Here is a 15,684-nt window from a genome sequence, read left to right as displayed (position 1 = left end):
ACCGTTCCAGCCTGTCGGGGTACTCTGCCTGCAACTCGTCGTATTCGGTCTGTGACAGAAAAATATTCTGGTATCGGCCATAGGGCGCGGGCGGCTCCCCACTCACTCCCTTTGTTTGGTTCTCTGTAAGGTTGTTTATAGTAGTTTGGTTAGGGGACGGTTTTCCGACCATCATAAGGTCGGTTTTCTGACCATCAGTTGGTCGGTTTTCCGGCTCTATGAGGGTCGGTTTTCCGGCCATCAGTTGGTCGGAAAACTGTACCTGTGGCACACGCGGCACTTTCACATACAGTCGGTTCGGTGCGGAGAAGCCGCCCCGTTCCCGTTCCAGCAGCCCCGCCATGTCCAGTTCATTCAGCGCCCCCTTTATGGTGGTGCTGCCTTTATCCAGTATTTCGGCTATCTCCGCGATGGGATAGATAATATAAATCCTGCCCTCGCCGTCCTGCCACTTGTTCTTCTGGGAGAGGGTGGAGCGGTCTAACAGCAGCGCATAGAGCAGCTTGGCGGTCTGGGAAATCTCCATTTTCAGCAGGAAACGGGGATAGGGCAGATAGGCGGGCAGCTTCGTGTCTGCCATGATATAATCAGCGATAGGATCACCTCCCTGTGTTCGGGTTGATTTTGACGGTTTGTACGCATTTAGAACGCTGTTTCCGGGGGAAAAGGATAAATGTATCGCGTACCCTTTGACACCCACGAAAAAAGCCTTGATTTATGCGGGTTTGAAAGGCTCTAAAGCGTGACATTTCTGCCTTTGTTTCTGCTTTCGCTCGGCGGCTTTGATTTTCTTCATGCGTCCGGCGCAGCCGGGGCAGTATTTTCCCCGGTTGGATTTGGGGACAAAGGCCGCGCCGCAGACGGCGCACCGTTTCCGGCTCCCCCGGTACAAGAGGGCTGCGGCCAGCTCCCCGTCAAGGGGCAGGACAGCCACACGGAACCAGCGGCACATGAGGGAAAAGGAAATGCTCTGGACGCATACGCAAGGCTCCCCGTCGTCCAACAGCAGGCAGTTCCCCTCGTCGTAGTTACAGCACTCATGCACCAGCCGCCGCGCCCGCCGGTGCTGGCGGTAGTCCATGCGGGGCAGGTTATCGCTCATGGCTCTGCTCCTTTCTGCGGCGGGGTTCCTCCCGGCGCAAAATCTGGTCGATGTTCCGCTTGACGGTCTGCAACTCCTTAAACCGCTGTTTCTGTGCGTGATAGGTGTTATACAGGCCGGATTTCTTGGAAACAAGCTGCTCGATCTCGTCCTGCAACGCTTTCCGGGCGGGCAGCCTGGTAATGCCATGTGCCTTGAAATACCGGGCGGCTGCGTCGGCTATGATAAAATCGCTCTCATGCGCCTGCCGGTATGCTTCGCGGGCTTTGGGGGATTTCTGCGCTTTCAGGCCGTCGCGGACGGGTTTGGTCTTGGCGTAGGCCAGCACCTGTCGCTGCAATTCCTTTTTCCCTTGCAGCTTCGTTTCCAGTGCTTTCAGTTCGCCGCTGGTCTGGCGCATTTCCTGATAGGCGGTATCAACGGCGGCTTCTAACTGCTCCGGGGAAGTGAAGCCGTATTCCTGATACACATTCAGCGTCGCGGCCATCTGTTTGAGGTTGTGCATGGTCGCCCAGCGTTCATAGCCCCGGCCTTTCCCCTCGGCTTTCTTCTGCTCAATGTCCACAAGCCGCTGCACATTCGGGGCGGTTCGGGCGGCTCTGTCTGCCCGCAGTTGGTCTTGGATAGAGGGCGGGGTGCTGGATATAGCCGCGGCCTTTTCTGCGGCTCTGGCGGCGTTCTGCTCCAAAACGGCAAGGACAGCGGCGCGGTCAAAATCGTCGCCCAGCTTGCGGGCGGAAATGGGCTTTGTCCTGTCCGGCGTGAGGTAACTAAGCCGCCCCCGGCTCTCCTTGACGGTCACGCCCTCCCGCAGCAGCAGAGAGGAAAAATCCTCGAATGAGGCCGCCGCAGACAGCGCGGCGCGTATGGTCTGCCGCAGCTTCTCTTTGTTCGTTTCAAACTTGGTCTGCCGGGGCGTGATACCGCCTGCAATCATGGGGGCGTTCTGCTTGTCCAGCGCGGCCTGTCCCTTTTTCTGCGCCCAATACTCCCGGTCTGTGACGCGGTTCTTGCTGCCGTTCAAGAGGTCGATTTGGTAAAGCCCCTCCCGGTGGCACATCTCCATGACTTCGGACTTGAAGTAGCGCAAGGCCGCGTCGGTACAGCGGTGCTTGCACCCGGCTTTCGTGTCGGCTGGCCTGTCCATGTAGGGCAGGAACGGGACTTCCTCTATCCGCAGCGAATTGATAACGATATGCACATGGATATTGCCGCTGTGGTTATGCCCGTCCGGGTGGGTGCATACAAGGGCTTGGTGGCCGGGGAAATGCTCGGCGCAAAACTTCTCGCCCAATTCCTGCGCCCGGTCTACGGTCAGGCCGTTGTCCGGGCCGTCCCGTGGGTCAAAGCTGATGATATAGTGGTGACTTTTCACATCTTCCCGCCGTTGGTTTTTCTCATAGCGGAGATTTGCCCGCATACAGGCAACGGCAAAATCCTCCCCGCCGCAGTTCAGCGTGGACAGCCGGTAGTCCTCGCGGGGGATAAGCCTGCCGGTTTCATCAAGGACGGGCTTCATGGTAAACTCGTCATGCTCAAAAAGCAGGTATTGTTCGGCGGCTCCGTAGTCGGCGTTTTTAGAGTTGATATGCTTGAGTGTTGCCAACCGCGTCACCTACTTTCTGTAAGATTTCATACTTGAGGGCGGCAAGGTCGGCTATGGCGGCGCGTACCTCGCCGGACAGCGCATTGTAGGGTACGCCGTACTCGTTCAGATACCGGGCAATCTGGTTGAGGTTGCCGCCGATCCTGCCGTACTCGGCTGTGAGTTTCCCGACAGCGGAAAGCAGCTCGTCATTGACCGCCGACACATGGATAATTGGGCGTATGGCGGTGCGCCGTATCGCCTGCCGGAGAAATTCGGACTGGCTGATACCATAGGGCGCAAGCCGCGCTGTGAAGTCGGCGTATTCATCTTCGGACAGCCGGGTTTTCACAACGCGGCTGCGGTGGGGCGTGTTGTATCGCTTCGGCATGGGCTGTAAACCTCCTTTCACTTATCACAAAAAATAGGCTGGTCTGTTAGGTATTTCCGGGGCAGTTCTCGCAAAAAAACGGCCTGCCGAACGGAAATCTTTTTGCGGCGCAAGCCGCCATAGCAGGGTTTGGGGAAGGCACTCCCCAACAAGTTTCCCGCGAGGGACAAAACCGCAGAATTGCGGATTTTGGCACCGTGGTAGAAACTTGCTCTAAGACTGCCGCAGACTGCCCCTGTCTGGTTTTTCCGTACATAGAACGGACAGGACAGGGCTTGCGGCCCGCTGTGGGCGGCCTTTTTTCCTTTCGCCAATATGACGCCGGAACGGGGCTTTGCTGCCCGCTGGCTGCGGCTTTTTCCCTTTCCGCTAAAGATACATTTCAAAGGCCGCCAGCTACCCGCTGGACGGGGATTTTTCAAAATTTCTTTTGCCTTAGTAATCCGGGCAACAGGATTTTGGCAACCGGCGGGGCAGAGAATTTTTCCTTTCACTCCCCACACCACCGCTCTTAGAAATTTGCCAAACGGAGCAGGCAGTTTTTTCTGGCTTCACCTACCTACTACGGGTGATTTTCGATTTTGCCAAATGGACACAAAAAAAGCAGCAAATCTTTTTCAGACTTACTGCTTTCGCTGGCCGCTGGTGGGCGGCTGATATTCAGTTTTGAAAGTTCGGGTCAGGGTGCCCCGAAGATAAAAAAACAACAGTATTCAATTTATTAAATAATTTCCTGTCGATTCCCTTTAATCAATACAGTTTGACCGTCAGCCAATTCAATCAAATCGTTCTTCGATATATCTCCAAAAGGGCTCTCTTTTTCAGCGTGTGGTATCAACGGATTTGCTAAATATCCTAATCCATCGGAAAAATTTCCGGCAGCAATCATACTACCTGCGCTAATTCCCAGATACACCAATCCATTCTCTATTGCTTGCTTTAGGGGCTTCGAAAATCCTGTTCTGTTTATTTCGCTAAGAAGCGTATGGGCATTTCCTCCACAAAAAGCAATCATGTCATATTGAGTGAGTTCTTGAACACTCATTAAGCGAAACGGTACAGGTATGTCACTAATATAACTTGAATATGTTCTTTTATATCCATCGGAAAGTAAAAACGCAAGATTATATATAAGAATATTATTCATAGGTATTCCCATATTCATAAGGCGCTCCATACATACAATGATTCCTTCTCGCGCACCATCATTTCCAACTGCGGCGGATGGAACCAAAATCGCTTTTGTGTTAATCGGTTCTTTTCCGATACATTTCCAAAATAATACCATAGTCTTTTCGTTTAAGCCACTTGAAGTTAAGAACAGGGTTCTCATAAACTTAGTCCTCTTTTAATTTTTCAAATTTACTATTTATATACCTACTCACGATAGTTCTCCTCCTTAATTTTATTTATGATTTTGGTTGTCGAATAATCTTTCCGTCTTTTTATTATATGAACCAAAGTTTTACTATTTTGGGCAGCAACAATCTCATTATAATAATCAATTGCGCTTTCTTCTCCAATAGTAAAGCAATCTGGTTTCAATATTTCAAAATATTTACAGACATCATCTTCATCAAAGACAAAAACAGCATCCACAAAACGTAATGCTTGCAATATTTTGATACGCTGATTCTCTGGAACAACTGGTTTCGTATTACCTTTTAATCGTTTTACAGAATCATCAGAATTTACTGCTACAACCAAATAGTCCCCACAATTCTTAGACTCTTCTAAATGACAAATATGTCCGTAATGAAGTAAATCAAAACACCCTGATGTTAGCACAATTTTTTTATTTTTATTCTTATCGCGTAATAAACGGAGTTCTGATTCTTCATTTATTATTTTTGCAACTTTCATGTATCACCTCTATTACATTCTTATACTTAAAATAAAAATTAAATTTTCTATGTAAGATGATAAAACATCAATTCATACCGAAATAATCCCATAATGTTAGTTATTTTGTTTTTTTTCAATACAGCTTACCATTATTATCACTATTCCGCGAGTATTAGATGACCTTAAATTCAATCTCTCCTTCTTGTATCTAACAAATATATTCTACTACCCCTGTTGTTTTTACTTTCTAATATACTTTTATGGTTAACTCATTGAAATCTACTATCAACAAAATCCAGCATTAAATTCTCTTCTCAGATTTTCGCACTACCATGCACATTTTTATAGAAATTATCAATACTATCTATTTTTTGTACCATTAGAAGTATCAATCCTTGTTCTACATTTCTTATTGCTACTAGACTTTCGTAAAGATGTTCTGTTTTGCTTTTTCAATTTTTTATTCATTTTTTGAAGTTTTTTATATGCATCTTGAAACTTTTTTTTCTTTTCATCTGTCAATCCAATTTTGGAGTAATAATAAATATTCATCCACTGCTCGGCCGTGATTAACGTATATGAATTTGAAAGACTAATTCTATTGGCTTTTCCCAATCTTTTGATTTGCTCATTAGAAAATAAAATAGAAAGTCTCTCTTTAGCAGTCTCTCCTTTAATATTAGTGTAAAAAAAAGCCACTAAATCTTTATAATTTTGAAGATCATCACCACTCAATCTATCATCCCATAACTGCATATGAAGCATAACTGTATCAACATTAGGCGAAGGAAAAAAATCGCTCCTTTTAAAACTATGTGTAATTTCTACCTTATATTGTGCCTTTATTATAGCAGCACGAAAACCTTCATATTTTTGTAATGGAATACCGCAATTCTTTTTAGCTGCCTCTCTTTGAATTATGATATTTATATCTGATGGTGGATTTACATCGTCTGTTAATTTCCTAATAATATCCGCTGTTATCTGAAAAGGAATATTGGAGAATATTTTATATCTGCGATTTAAAGGCAACTTATATTTTAAAAAATCACCAAATATATATGTAACATTATCATGACTGTGATATCTTACTAAATTATTATATAATTCTTGATCATATTCAACTGCAACAACCTCTCCAGCATGCTGAGAAAGTACATCTGTTATTATCCCTTTTCCAGGACCAATTTCAATAACATAATCTGTTACATCAATATTTGACTTGCTTATTAAACGTTCTACCAACTTTTTATTAACCAAAAAATTTTGTGAATATCCAAGATTTTTCATCTAATCGCACCTCATTCTCTATTTATTTTCATAACTATATACGAGTAAGCCCTAACGTTGCATAAAAAACAGCCCCTGTAAAACGATATATAAGTAAAGTGCGCCAATAACCTATTCTTTCAAACACGATGAATGACCATTGTAATTTCTTAAAAAATGTACAATTACTTTAAAATATTATATATCTGATCTTTACCTGAATCATTTGCTCACTATTGTTGTATCTATTTTCTTGCATAGACCATTTTTTTTGGGCACATACCAGTCTCACGGAACGACTGTTGCACATTTTCTAAAACATAGAAGACAAAATATTTTTACTCTATAGAATTCTTTCAAAAAATATAATTTGCATTTGTCGATGGCTTTATTATACTATGACCGCTTACTTATGGGAATAGATGAATTGTAAACTTGCTGGTGAAAATCGCTAATGACAGTCGGTGTTCGTTCTTTGCTTATCGGTCAAAGCGAAATTTGAACAGCGCGGCGATTAGCTTCTGTTTTATATGTTCCTCAACCTCGGCGCTGACTTTCCCGTGTACTTTGGAACAGTATCGGATATATCCGACGTAGTGGGAAAGAACGGTGTCGATTGCGTCCGGGTCGCCCTCATGCGCCTTGACGATTGTTTCATAGGGGAGAAGTTTACTCATAGCGTTTTCCCTCCATGAGCCGCCGGAGCCGCTTCAAGGCAAGCTGGATATGCCGCCCTGCTGTGCTGCGTGTCCGTCCGATATGTACGCCGATCACCCGCTGCGGCTGGCGCAGGAAATAGTAACGGAAAATTTCTTCCTGTGTCTGCTCTGGCAAAAGGGCAAGGGCGGCGGCGAGTTCCGCATGGTACAGAACGGCGGTCTGGCCGCAGGCGGTAAAAAGATATTCTTCAAGCTGCTCCGGCTCGGCAAGCTGGACAAACTTCTCATTCATCAGATAGTCAAGGGAAACTTCCCGTTCCCACCTCCGGCGCAGCTTCAAAATTATATCTATGGCGGCGTGACGAATGACAACCTTGCAAAAGGCGTTAAAGGTGTACTGGATATGCACTTTGTAGGCTTCATCTTCGGTCATGGAAATTCCCCCTCTCTGATAATAGTGCGGGGCGGCAGCACTCCTTGCTGTCGCCCCTTGATTGCCTACCAGCAAAGGCGGGCGGGGCTGTCAACGGCGGCGCGGTACGCGCCGTTCATCTTGACCGTTGACTGGCTCGGCTGGCTTTGCTATGACAATATAGTTATTTCCAGTGCTTTAATTGCGAAAGGTACAAATCAAACTGATTACGTCTGGTTTCTTCATCTGCGTTATCGGGATTTGGCATATTCGCAACCAGATAATCCAATAAAGATTCCTTGGATTGATATGCAAATTTCCCATTAGCATAGCACCATTTACAATAGTCCTCGTTATAGCTTCCGTCTGGTTCTCGGCTAATCAGACCATCTTCATTCAATGGCATTCCGCAACACTGACAAACAAGTTGCCGTGGAGAACCCAGAAGCGTATTGATTGACACATCAAAAACTCGTGATAACAGTTTTAAGGTATCTGTATTTGGCTGCGTTTCGCCTGTTTCCCAGCGACTAACCGCCTGTCGGGTAACTTGCACACGTTCAGCCAGTTGTTCTTGCGTAAGGTTGTTTTTCTCGCGTAAATTTTTAAGAATACCTTGTATTTCCATGCCCGTCCCTCCTAAAGGTTGTTTTTACTCATTATAACTTCAAAATGGGGTTTTAACAAGCAACTCGCTGTTGCTGCGGAATAGTGGGCTGCTGTCTATCAATTCTTATGTGTTACTTTATGGCACATGAGCATTCGCACCGGGGTTGTCGTTGCCGTAACCTTCCAGCAGGTTGATGACACCCCAGATGCCGAGACCAGCGCCCAGAGCGATAACGAGGGTCTGAAGAACGGTGATAGCCTGATTGAAAAATGCCATAAATTATAGTTAGCCGGAATCATTTGAAAAGTTTGATTTAGTCATTCATAGGCATACAAAAGCCGGAACAATCGGCACCCGGTTTCCGGGGCCTGATTCCGGCTGTCCTCCTTTTTTCATTATTTTTTGGTGATTGTCCGCTTTGTACGCCGATGGCCCCATCCGGGGCGGTTGAGGCGGGTAGATAAGATCACTCCTATTACAATAAATTTGGACAGGAAAGCCGGACAGCCAGTCCGGCTTTCCCTCCATCTCGTGCCTAAGCTACAATGAGAGGAGCAACTGGCTGACCAATCACTCCTTGGGCTTGTATGTCCGTGTGAAAGACTGTTAGCCATCCTCTCGTTGCAGCGTTCGATTTAAGCAGGTTGAACCACCGGATGTCGGAGAGTTCGTGTCACACAATAGATTGAATCGGCAGCGAGAAAAGATGGATTCCGGTTGCAGATTCTTTGTATTGGAGGAATGTGAATGAACTGCGTTGGCATCGATGTTTCCAAGGGTAAGAGCATGATTGCAGTCATGCGGCCCTTCGGAGAGGTAGTGGTTTCACCCTTTGAAGTACGTCACACCGCCAATGAACTGAGCGAGCTGGCAGGACTGCTCAAAAGCCTGGACGGCGAGACCCGTGTGGTGATGGAATCCACGGGTAATTACCATGCTCCGGTGGCCTGGCTGCTCCACGACGCGGGCCTTTATGTCTCGGTAGTCAATGCAATGCTGGTGCATGACTACGGAAACAACAGTTTAAGACGGGCCAAAACCGACAAAAAGGATGCCGTAAAGCTGGCCAACTACGGTCTTGACCACTGGCTCACATTGCCGAGATATATCCCGGAGGAGGATACCCGACTCATGCTGAAAATCTGCTACCGGCAGTACCAACAGTATTCCAAAGTTCAGACCATGCTGAAGAATAACCTGATCTCCCTGCTGGACACCACCTTCCCAGACGCAAATCGCTTGTTTACCAGTCCGCCCCGCGCCGATGGCAGCGAGAAGTGGGTGGACTTTGTCGCTACTTTTTGGCATTGCGAGTGCGTTTGTGGCCGGTCTGAGAAGGCCTTTACTACCCAATACCAGAAGTGGTGCAGAAAGCACGGCTACAATTTCAGCGAGGATAAGGCGCTGGATATTTATGCCTCTGCTTGCAGACACTTCGGTGTCATACCGAAAACGGATACGGCAAAACTTTTGGTAGAACAGGCCATTTCTCAACTCCAGACAACTTCTTCCGCGTTAGCTGCTCTCAAACAGGAGATGCAATCCCTGGCAGCTTCTCTGCCGGAGTATCCTGTAGTGATGGGGATGTTTGGTGTTGGCCCAACCCTCGGCCCTCAACTCCTGGCTGAAATTGGCGATGTACGCCGTTTTCATTCCAAAAAAGCGTTGGTTGCCTTTGCGGGTATTGACGCCCCGCCCTACCAATCCGGTCAAATAGATGTCCGTAGCCGTAGCATTTCCAAGCGAGGATCTGCCTCACTGCGCAGGACGCTCTTTCTGGTGATGAGCGTCATCCTGCAATGTGCTCCAATAGACGAGCCGGTGTACCAGTTCATGGACAAGAAACGCTCTGAAGGCAAGCCATATCGTGTCTACATGATGGCCTCTGCCAACAAGTTCCTGCGCATCTACTACGCTTCTGTGAAAGCCTACTTGGAATCCCTGGAGCACGACTGATTTTTACACTCTATACCATCTGGCTGGCCGCCGTTTTAATTTTGAGATGCTCAGCGGCTTGATTTTGTATTGCATTTTTTCGCCTCCCTAAAAATCTGAAATTTCTACTTGACTTTTATTAGCAGGTCTTTCACAGCGGAACAGATTTACACGCCCTCTGCGTCTACTTCATACACATCGTAGACCTCGTTGGGCTTGAGCTTGAGCCGGGTGGACAGGAACGCCTCGATGTCAAAGGCGTTCTTGGGGTCCGCGTCGGCGGTGTACGGGTAATTGGGGTGCTTGGTGATGTCGTACTTGTCCGAGAGGAAAGGCCGCACACCGCGCAGCTGGAGGATACACTTGCCGCCGTCCATGACGGCCAGTTCATCCTGGCTCATAAGCTCTTTGCCGAGCTTTTGGTAGTTAAGAGAATGGGATGTCTCGCGGCCCCGGCTCTCGCCGGTGTTGTAGGTGTCGATGGTCTCCTTGCCCAGCACGGCGGCCAGCTCCTTGAGGGTTGTCGGCTCTTTGCCGCCCAGGAAGATGGAGGTATCCATGTTGCCGATGATGGTATCGGCGTTGTCCTTGTAGATAGCTTTGAGCTGGGACTGTGCTTGCAGCACCAGGCAGGCGGAAATCTCACGGCTTCGGATGGTGGCAACCAGCTTTTCCAGCCGAGGGATCTGTCCAATATTGGCGGCCTCGTCAATGAGGCACCGCACATGGACCGGCAGCCGCCCGCCGTACACATCGTCCGCTTTTTCGCAGAGCAGATTGAACAGCTGGGTGTAGCACATGGAGATCAGGAAGTTAAAGCTATCGTCCGTGTCGCTCATAATCAAGAACAAGGCGGTTTTCCGGTCTCCCAGGGTATCCAGCTCCAGCTCGTCGTAGGCCGTGACCTCCCGCAGCTCCGCGATGTCGAACACGGCAAGGCGCGCACCGCAGGAAATCAGGATGGATTTTGCGGTTTTGCCCGCAGCCAGCTTGTACTTTTTGTACTGACGGACGGCGAAGTGGTTGGGCTTCTCTGCCTCCAGCGCGTCAAACATCAGGTCCACGGGGTTCTTGAACTCCTCGTCATCCTCCCGGACCTCCATCGCGTTGATGAACTCGATGAGGGTGGAGAAATTCTGTTCCTCCACCGGGGCCTCGTAGTGGATATACCCAATGAGGGCGCAGTACAAAAGCGTCTCGGCCTTAACCCAAAAATCGTCCCCGGCCTTGCCCTCGCCCTTGGTGTTGGCGATCAGCGTCGTGACCAGTTTCAAGATGTCCTTTTCGGAGTGGATGTAGGCAAAGGGATTATAGTGCATGGACTTCTTGAAGTTGATGGTATTGAGGACTTTGATCCGATAAGGCTCATAGATGTCCTTGCCGTGCTTATCCTTCATGGGCTTGCCGTCCTTGCCCAGCTTGGGTGTGCCGCGCTGAAGCATTTTGCCGCACTCCACCAGGATGGTGCCTTTTGGGTCTGTCACCACATAGGAGCTGTGCATCTGCATCAGGTTCGGTTTCAGCCAGAAGCGGGTCTTGCCGGAACCGGAGCCACCGATCACCAGCACATTTTTGTTTCTGGCGGTCTTGGGGTCCTTGGGGCGGCTGTTCATGGTCAGGCTCTCGGTTTTAGTCAGAATCACATTGTTCTGGAACACCGGGTCGATGTAGGGTGCGATGTCCTCATGGGTGCCCCATGAAGCGTTTTGTCAAGTGCTTTTTTGAGTTATTGACGCAAATTCTTGTGAAAGTGCGAAAGTGCAAAGTGCAAAGGGTCTGCGTTTTGCACTTTCAGCTTGCGGGTTCGGGCGGCTGCTTCTTCTTGATGAAGTTATACCATTGACCGCCGACACGCCTTGCGCCCAAAATGCTGCCCATGTTGCGCTTGGCGTTCTGTACCGTCCTCTCGGATATTCCGGCTTCGGCTGCGGCCTTTACAATGTCCTCGCTGGCAAGCTCTTTCCCGTCTGCAAGCAGGTCAAGTATCAGCTTCTCGGCTTGTTCGGTCTTGGTGGCGGTGTTCCCGCCCGCGCCGGATAGCAGCTCGTCGGCGGTTATGTCGTATTCGCCTATCCATGAAAAGCCTGTTTCCGGGTCAAGGCAAAAGGCAACGGGCTTGCCCTCCGGCGCCAGGGAAGATTTGTCATGGACGATAACACGCACATTCGGCTCCCGCTTCACGCGCCCGATCAGCAGGACGCTCCTTGCTGCGGCGCGGAAGTCGATAGAACCTAAGCCCCGGTATGCGCTCTGCCCTCCGGCAGCTTTGTTCAAGTGTCCGATAAGGATAACGGCGCACCCGGTACGCTCGGCAACATCGGCAAGACGGCGGAACATGGGGCGCACTTCGTTTGCCCGGTTCATGTCGGTCTTTTCGCCCATGTACGCCTGTATTGGGTCAAGGATAATCAACCGCGCCCCGTTCTGCGTGATTGCCTTTTCTATGCGCTCGTCGGAGAGGGTAAGCTCCCGCTTGGCTTCATCAATCACAAGCACGCGGTCAAGGTCGGCTTCGGCTTCTATCAAGCGGGGCTTGACGGTATCGCCCAGCCCGTCCTCGGCGGTCTGGTAAATCACTTGGAATGGCGGCAGGGGCTTCATTCCCGGCAGCGTTCCCCCGGTGGTGCAGGCAGCGGCAAGGCGTAGGGCAAAGGTGGTCTTGCCCTCGCCGGGGTTGCCTTGCACAATGGTTACTTTCCCGAAAGGGATATACGGCTCCCATAGCCATTCAACGGTCTGTGTGTCAACCTCGCTCATGCGGATAATCTCGACGGTTTCTTCCTGCGGCGGCTCTTTCAGGCCGTAAACTGCTTCCTGGATATACTTCCCGTCTGTGATTTCTGCCCGGTGCTGCAATACCTCGTTCCAGTCCTTAAACAGCGGCACAAGGCGGTGGACGGTCAAGCCCTCCGGCACAAGCTCCGCAAGGCGGCTACAAGCGTCGTTTCCGGCTTGGTCGCTGTCAAGGCAGAGGTAAACGGTCTTGATGTTCGGACGGTCAGAAAGGAAACGCAATAGGGCTTTTTCTCCCACGCCGCCCAATGACAAATAGCTCTGCTTCTGCCATTCCTTTTTGAACAGGCAGAGGAAAGAGAGCAGGTCAACGGGGGCTTCAAAGGCAAAAAGCCTGTCGCCCTCGCCCCGGTAACAGAAATTAAAGGCTTTGTCGCTGCCTTTCACATCGAGCCGGAAGTTTCCCGCCGTTCCCTTGCTGTGGGCGTAGCGCGGTATTCCGTCCTCGTCCCGCCCCACAAATACGGCGTTGTGGTGGGCTGCGTCCTCGTAAATATCGCCGCGGGCAAAGAAAAAGCCCGTCACATCTTCATCAATGCGGCGGGCTGCTGTGAGGTAGTTCCTCGCTGTTCGGTTGTCGCTGTTTGGGGGTGGTAGCCGGAAGTCGGAAAGGGACGCGGGGCAAGGTCTGTCCGGCGGCGGTGCGGCTCCCTTTTCTCCTGTGAGAAGTTCCACGGCTTCGGTGAAGCTCTTGCCGAAAAACTCTATAACAAAATCAACGGGGCCGCCGCCCTTGCTCTGGCTGTGCCTGTACCATTTGTTTCCCCGGACGGTCAAGCTGTCGTGCCGTTTCCAGCGGTATTCATTCCCGGCGCGGGTAAGCTGCTCGCCCTGTGATTGCAGGAAAGAAACAAGGTCGGCTTGATTCGCCCGGTCTATCTGTTCTTGGGTGTAGTACAAAAATCTCAACTCCATTCATCGTTCTAAGTCGTGCCGCTTGGCGCGGGTCTGCTCCGGCTGGTCGGCTTTCAGTGCAATATCAACGCACTTGCGGATATTGTGCAGCTCGGCAACCTCGGCGCGGATTTCTTTCAGCTTGGTATATTCCGCTGTCCTCTGTCCGCTGAGAGTGGCGTACTCTTTTTCCCATTCAGAAATAGGCAAGGGGGGCTTTGTCCCTTTCGGCAGATTTGCATGGAGATAGCGGCTCGCTGCGTTCCATAGGGTAAGCTCGGCGCGGTGGGCTTCCTCGTACTTGTCACGCTTGTTCGTCCAGCCATTTTTCAGCTTTTTCAGTTCGTCGTGAATGGGCTTGTACTCGGTGTAGTTCCTCCCGTACTCAATCAGCTTTTGCAATTCTTTCATGCGCTTCTCGGCGGTTTTCATGCCCTCCCGGATAGCGTCGGCTTGGTCGCTGACAGAGGAAAGGGCAGCGTCCAGCTCCGCAAGGGTGGAAATGCCGCGCTCCGCAAGGAAATTGACCGCCTTTGCAACGGTTTTCAGTTCATCGGCTGCGTGCTGCCTTTGCCAATACTGCGAATACTTCCGGCTCTTTTCCCTCTGAACGCTCATATACTTCATCAGCAGATTTGCAAGGCCGGGGGATTGCGGGGGCTGCTCCGGGGCGGTTTCCCGCGCCTTGAACAGTTCGCCAATCCATTCTTTGAGCTTTCCAATCTGCGCCCGGATTTCCCGGATAAGGCGGTTTGCCTTTCGGATATTCCGGTTCAGCTCGCCTTTCTCGGTGGCTATGCCTTTCTTCTCCATTTGACAGGCCGCTACGCCCATGTGGACGGTGGGCAGCTCGTCAATGCCGCGCTCGGCGTTGCTGCGGTAGTCGATACGCTCCGGGTGTCCGGCGCGTTCAAGGTAGGCGTTTGAAATATCCGCCCATGCCTTGCGCCATAAAAGCGCGTTGCCCTTGTCGTTCCAGCCTGTGAGGTCAACTTTGTGTGTCTTGTATCTGCCGCTTGGTAAGCGTATGCGCTCGCCGTTCTCGTCAAGGTCATATTCCTTTTTGGACTTCGCCGCCCATGCGCCGCGCTCGTCAAGGGGGCGCATGGTAAGCATGATATGACAATGGGGGTTGCCGCTGTCGGTGTCGTGAATGGCAAAATCAACGCACATTCCTCTTGAAACAAATTGAGAGGAACAGTATTCACGGACAAGCCGGATCTGTTCCTCTCTGGATAATTCTATGGGGAGTGCTGCGTCAATCTCTCTGGCAAGCTGGGCGTTCCCGGCTTTCTCGTAAAGCTCCACGCTGTTCCACAAGGTTGAACGGTCAGAGAAAGAGGGCGGGGCATGGGGCGGCAGTAGGATTTCCGTATGGACAACGCCGCGCTTGCGGGTGTAGTCATGGGTCATTCCGTCCCACTCGTTTGTGATTTTCTCGCCGCTTCGATAGGCGGCTGCGGCAACGGCTGACTTGCCTTTTCCTCGGCTCACAATGCCGATGTTACAATGGTAAATGGCTATGGGTATCACCTCCCGGATAGGATAACCAAACCCGCAAAAATGGTACAGACGCCAACGGCGGGTGTACTGTTTTTGTGGGTGTGCAGGGATAGCCGCGTAAGCGGCGCAAGGGGTGCAGCCCCTTGTTGCGGCAAAGCCGCCATATCGGAGCGCGGGGAAAGTTCCCTGTGCGGAGATACGCCCTCGGCAGAGCGCACACGCCCGCAAGGGTGTATAAGTGCGCCCTTTGTTCCAAAGGGATTATTCGCTTTTCCCGCCCTCGGTGCGTTTTTTCAGATAAGCCCGCGCTTCCTCGCTCGTCAGGGCAAGCCGGAGAAAGGCGGCGGCTTCCTCATCGGTCATGGTCTTGGCTTCCGGCACAATGCTCTCAAAGACTGCGCCTCGGACGACCAGCCGGTGGCTGCGCGTCCGGCGTTCCTCTTGGGATAACTTTTGCCGCAACACCTTTTCCCGATTTTCAAGCTGCCGGATTTTCTTCTTCCCGTCCTCAATCTCGGCTTGCAATTCCTCGCGTTTTTTTTCTCTCGGTTTCGTCATGGGTGGTCACTCCTTCCTATAATGTCAAGCCTAAAATCGTTGATTTTTCAGGCTTTTTCTAACTTGTTACCTCATATAAACAGAGCCAAAAGTGATGAACAGTCATAGTATCTTGTACTGAATAGCTA

At 50.3% G+C, this 15,684-nt stretch carries 16 protein-coding genes and 1 pseudogene; 1 reads left to right on the top strand and 16 read right to left on the bottom strand.

Translation table 11 applies throughout. The features are described from left to right. The 12 genes from B5G00_RS18070 to B5G00_RS18015 form a co-directional block, all read right to left on the bottom strand. Positions 1–583 (bottom strand): replication initiator protein A (locus B5G00_RS18070; protein WP_087275028.1); only part of this gene is annotated, 583 nt, incomplete at its 3' end. A gap of 132 nt (positions 584–715) precedes the next feature. Beyond that, complete coding sequence (locus B5G00_RS18065) at positions 716–1,102, bottom strand: cysteine-rich VLP domain-containing protein (protein ID WP_002571014.1); 387 nt, start codon at positions 1,100–1,102, stop codon at positions 716–718. Then, a complete protein-coding gene (locus B5G00_RS18060) occupies positions 1,092–2,708 on the bottom strand; it encodes a relaxase/mobilization nuclease domain-containing protein (protein ID WP_002571015.1) in 1,617 nt (538 codons plus the stop codon). The genes B5G00_RS18065 and B5G00_RS18060 overlap by 11 nt, the downstream gene beginning before the upstream one ends. Further along, the gene (locus B5G00_RS18055) at positions 2,680–3,078 is read right to left on the bottom strand and encodes a plasmid mobilization protein (protein ID WP_002578912.1); all 399 of its coding nucleotides are present in this window, start codon (positions 3,076–3,078) and stop codon (positions 2,680–2,682) included. The genes B5G00_RS18060 and B5G00_RS18055 overlap by 29 nt, the downstream gene beginning before the upstream one ends. A gap of 17 nt (positions 3,079–3,095) precedes the next feature. Beyond that, a complete protein-coding gene (locus B5G00_RS18050; protein WP_040013272.1) occupies positions 3,096–3,572 on the bottom strand; it encodes a hypothetical protein in 477 nt (158 codons plus the stop codon). Positions 3,573–3,799: 227 nt separating this feature from the next. Further along, positions 3,800–4,411: a Type 1 glutamine amidotransferase-like domain-containing protein gene (locus tag B5G00_RS18045; RefSeq protein WP_002571017.1), complete on the bottom strand. Its 612-nt coding sequence runs from the start codon at positions 4,409–4,411 to the stop codon at positions 3,800–3,802. Positions 4,412–4,455: 44 nt separating this feature from the next. After that, complete coding sequence (locus B5G00_RS18040) at positions 4,456–4,941, bottom strand: adenylyltransferase/cytidyltransferase family protein (RefSeq protein ID WP_052465172.1); 486 nt, start codon at positions 4,939–4,941, stop codon at positions 4,456–4,458. Positions 4,942–5,283: 342 nt separating this feature from the next. Continuing rightward, complete coding sequence (gene erm(52), locus B5G00_RS18035) at positions 5,284–6,213, bottom strand: 23S rRNA (adenine(2058)-N(6))-methyltransferase Erm(52) (protein ID WP_002571018.1); 930 nt, start codon at positions 6,211–6,213, stop codon at positions 5,284–5,286. A 458-nt stretch (positions 6,214–6,671) separates the two neighbouring features. Next, a complete protein-coding gene (locus B5G00_RS18030; RefSeq protein ID WP_002571019.1) occupies positions 6,672–6,869 on the bottom strand; it encodes a helix-turn-helix domain-containing protein in 198 nt (65 codons plus the stop codon). Then, the gene (locus B5G00_RS18025; RefSeq protein WP_002571020.1) at positions 6,862–7,284 is read right to left on the bottom strand and encodes a sigma-70 family RNA polymerase sigma factor; all 423 of its coding nucleotides are present in this window, start codon (positions 7,282–7,284) and stop codon (positions 6,862–6,864) included. The genes B5G00_RS18030 and B5G00_RS18025 overlap by 8 nt, the downstream gene beginning before the upstream one ends. Positions 7,285–7,447: 163 nt before the next feature. Continuing rightward, positions 7,448–7,891: a zinc ribbon domain-containing protein gene (locus B5G00_RS18020; protein ID WP_002571021.1), complete on the bottom strand. Its 444-nt coding sequence runs from the start codon at positions 7,889–7,891 to the stop codon at positions 7,448–7,450. A 117-nt stretch (positions 7,892–8,008) separates the two neighbouring features. Next, positions 8,009–8,149, bottom strand: a complete 141-nt coding sequence (locus B5G00_RS18015; protein ID WP_072853685.1) for a Maff2 family mobile element protein — start codon at positions 8,147–8,149, stop codon at positions 8,009–8,011. A gap of 471 nt (positions 8,150–8,620) precedes the next feature. On the opposite strand from B5G00_RS18015, the gene B5G00_RS18010 reads away from it, so the two are divergent. Further along, the gene (locus B5G00_RS18010) at positions 8,621–9,829 is read left to right on the top strand and encodes an IS110-like element ISEnfa110 family transposase (protein WP_002382856.1); all 1,209 of its coding nucleotides are present in this window, start codon (positions 8,621–8,623) and stop codon (positions 9,827–9,829) included. Positions 9,830–9,975: 146 nt separating this feature from the next. Here the strand turns inward: B5G00_RS18010 and B5G00_RS18005 are convergent. The 4 genes and pseudogenes from B5G00_RS18005 to B5G00_RS17990 form a co-directional block, all read right to left on the bottom strand. Next, positions 9,976–11,514 (bottom strand): annotated as a pseudogene (locus B5G00_RS18005) (VirD4-like conjugal transfer protein, CD1115 family); the annotation flags it as partial. Positions 11,515–11,599: 85 nt separating this feature from the next. Beyond that, the gene (locus B5G00_RS18000; protein WP_002592865.1) at positions 11,600–13,501 is read right to left on the bottom strand and encodes an AAA family ATPase; all 1,902 of its coding nucleotides are present in this window, start codon (positions 13,499–13,501) and stop codon (positions 11,600–11,602) included. 15 nt (positions 13,502–13,516) lie between these two features. Next, positions 13,517–15,028 carry a MobQ family relaxase gene (gene mobQ, locus B5G00_RS17995; RefSeq protein ID WP_087275027.1) on the bottom strand — a complete coding sequence of 504 codons (1,512 nt, stop codon included), beginning with the start codon at positions 15,026–15,028 and terminating at the stop codon, positions 13,517–13,519. 231 nt (positions 15,029–15,259) lie between these two features. Continuing rightward, positions 15,260–15,556 carry a DUF3847 domain-containing protein gene (locus B5G00_RS17990; protein ID WP_002592867.1) on the bottom strand — a complete coding sequence of 99 codons (297 nt, stop codon included), beginning with the start codon at positions 15,554–15,556 and terminating at the stop codon, positions 15,260–15,262. Positions 15,557–15,684: the final 128 nt, after the last annotated feature.

Origin of the sequence: Blautia sp. An46, from assembly GCF_002161645.1 — a bacterium.
GTDB lineage: Bacteria > Bacillota > Clostridia > Lachnospirales > Lachnospiraceae > Blautia > Blautia ornithocaccae.
Note: the sequence above shows the minus strand (reverse complement) of the source record. Positions and strands in the feature narration are given on the sequence as shown.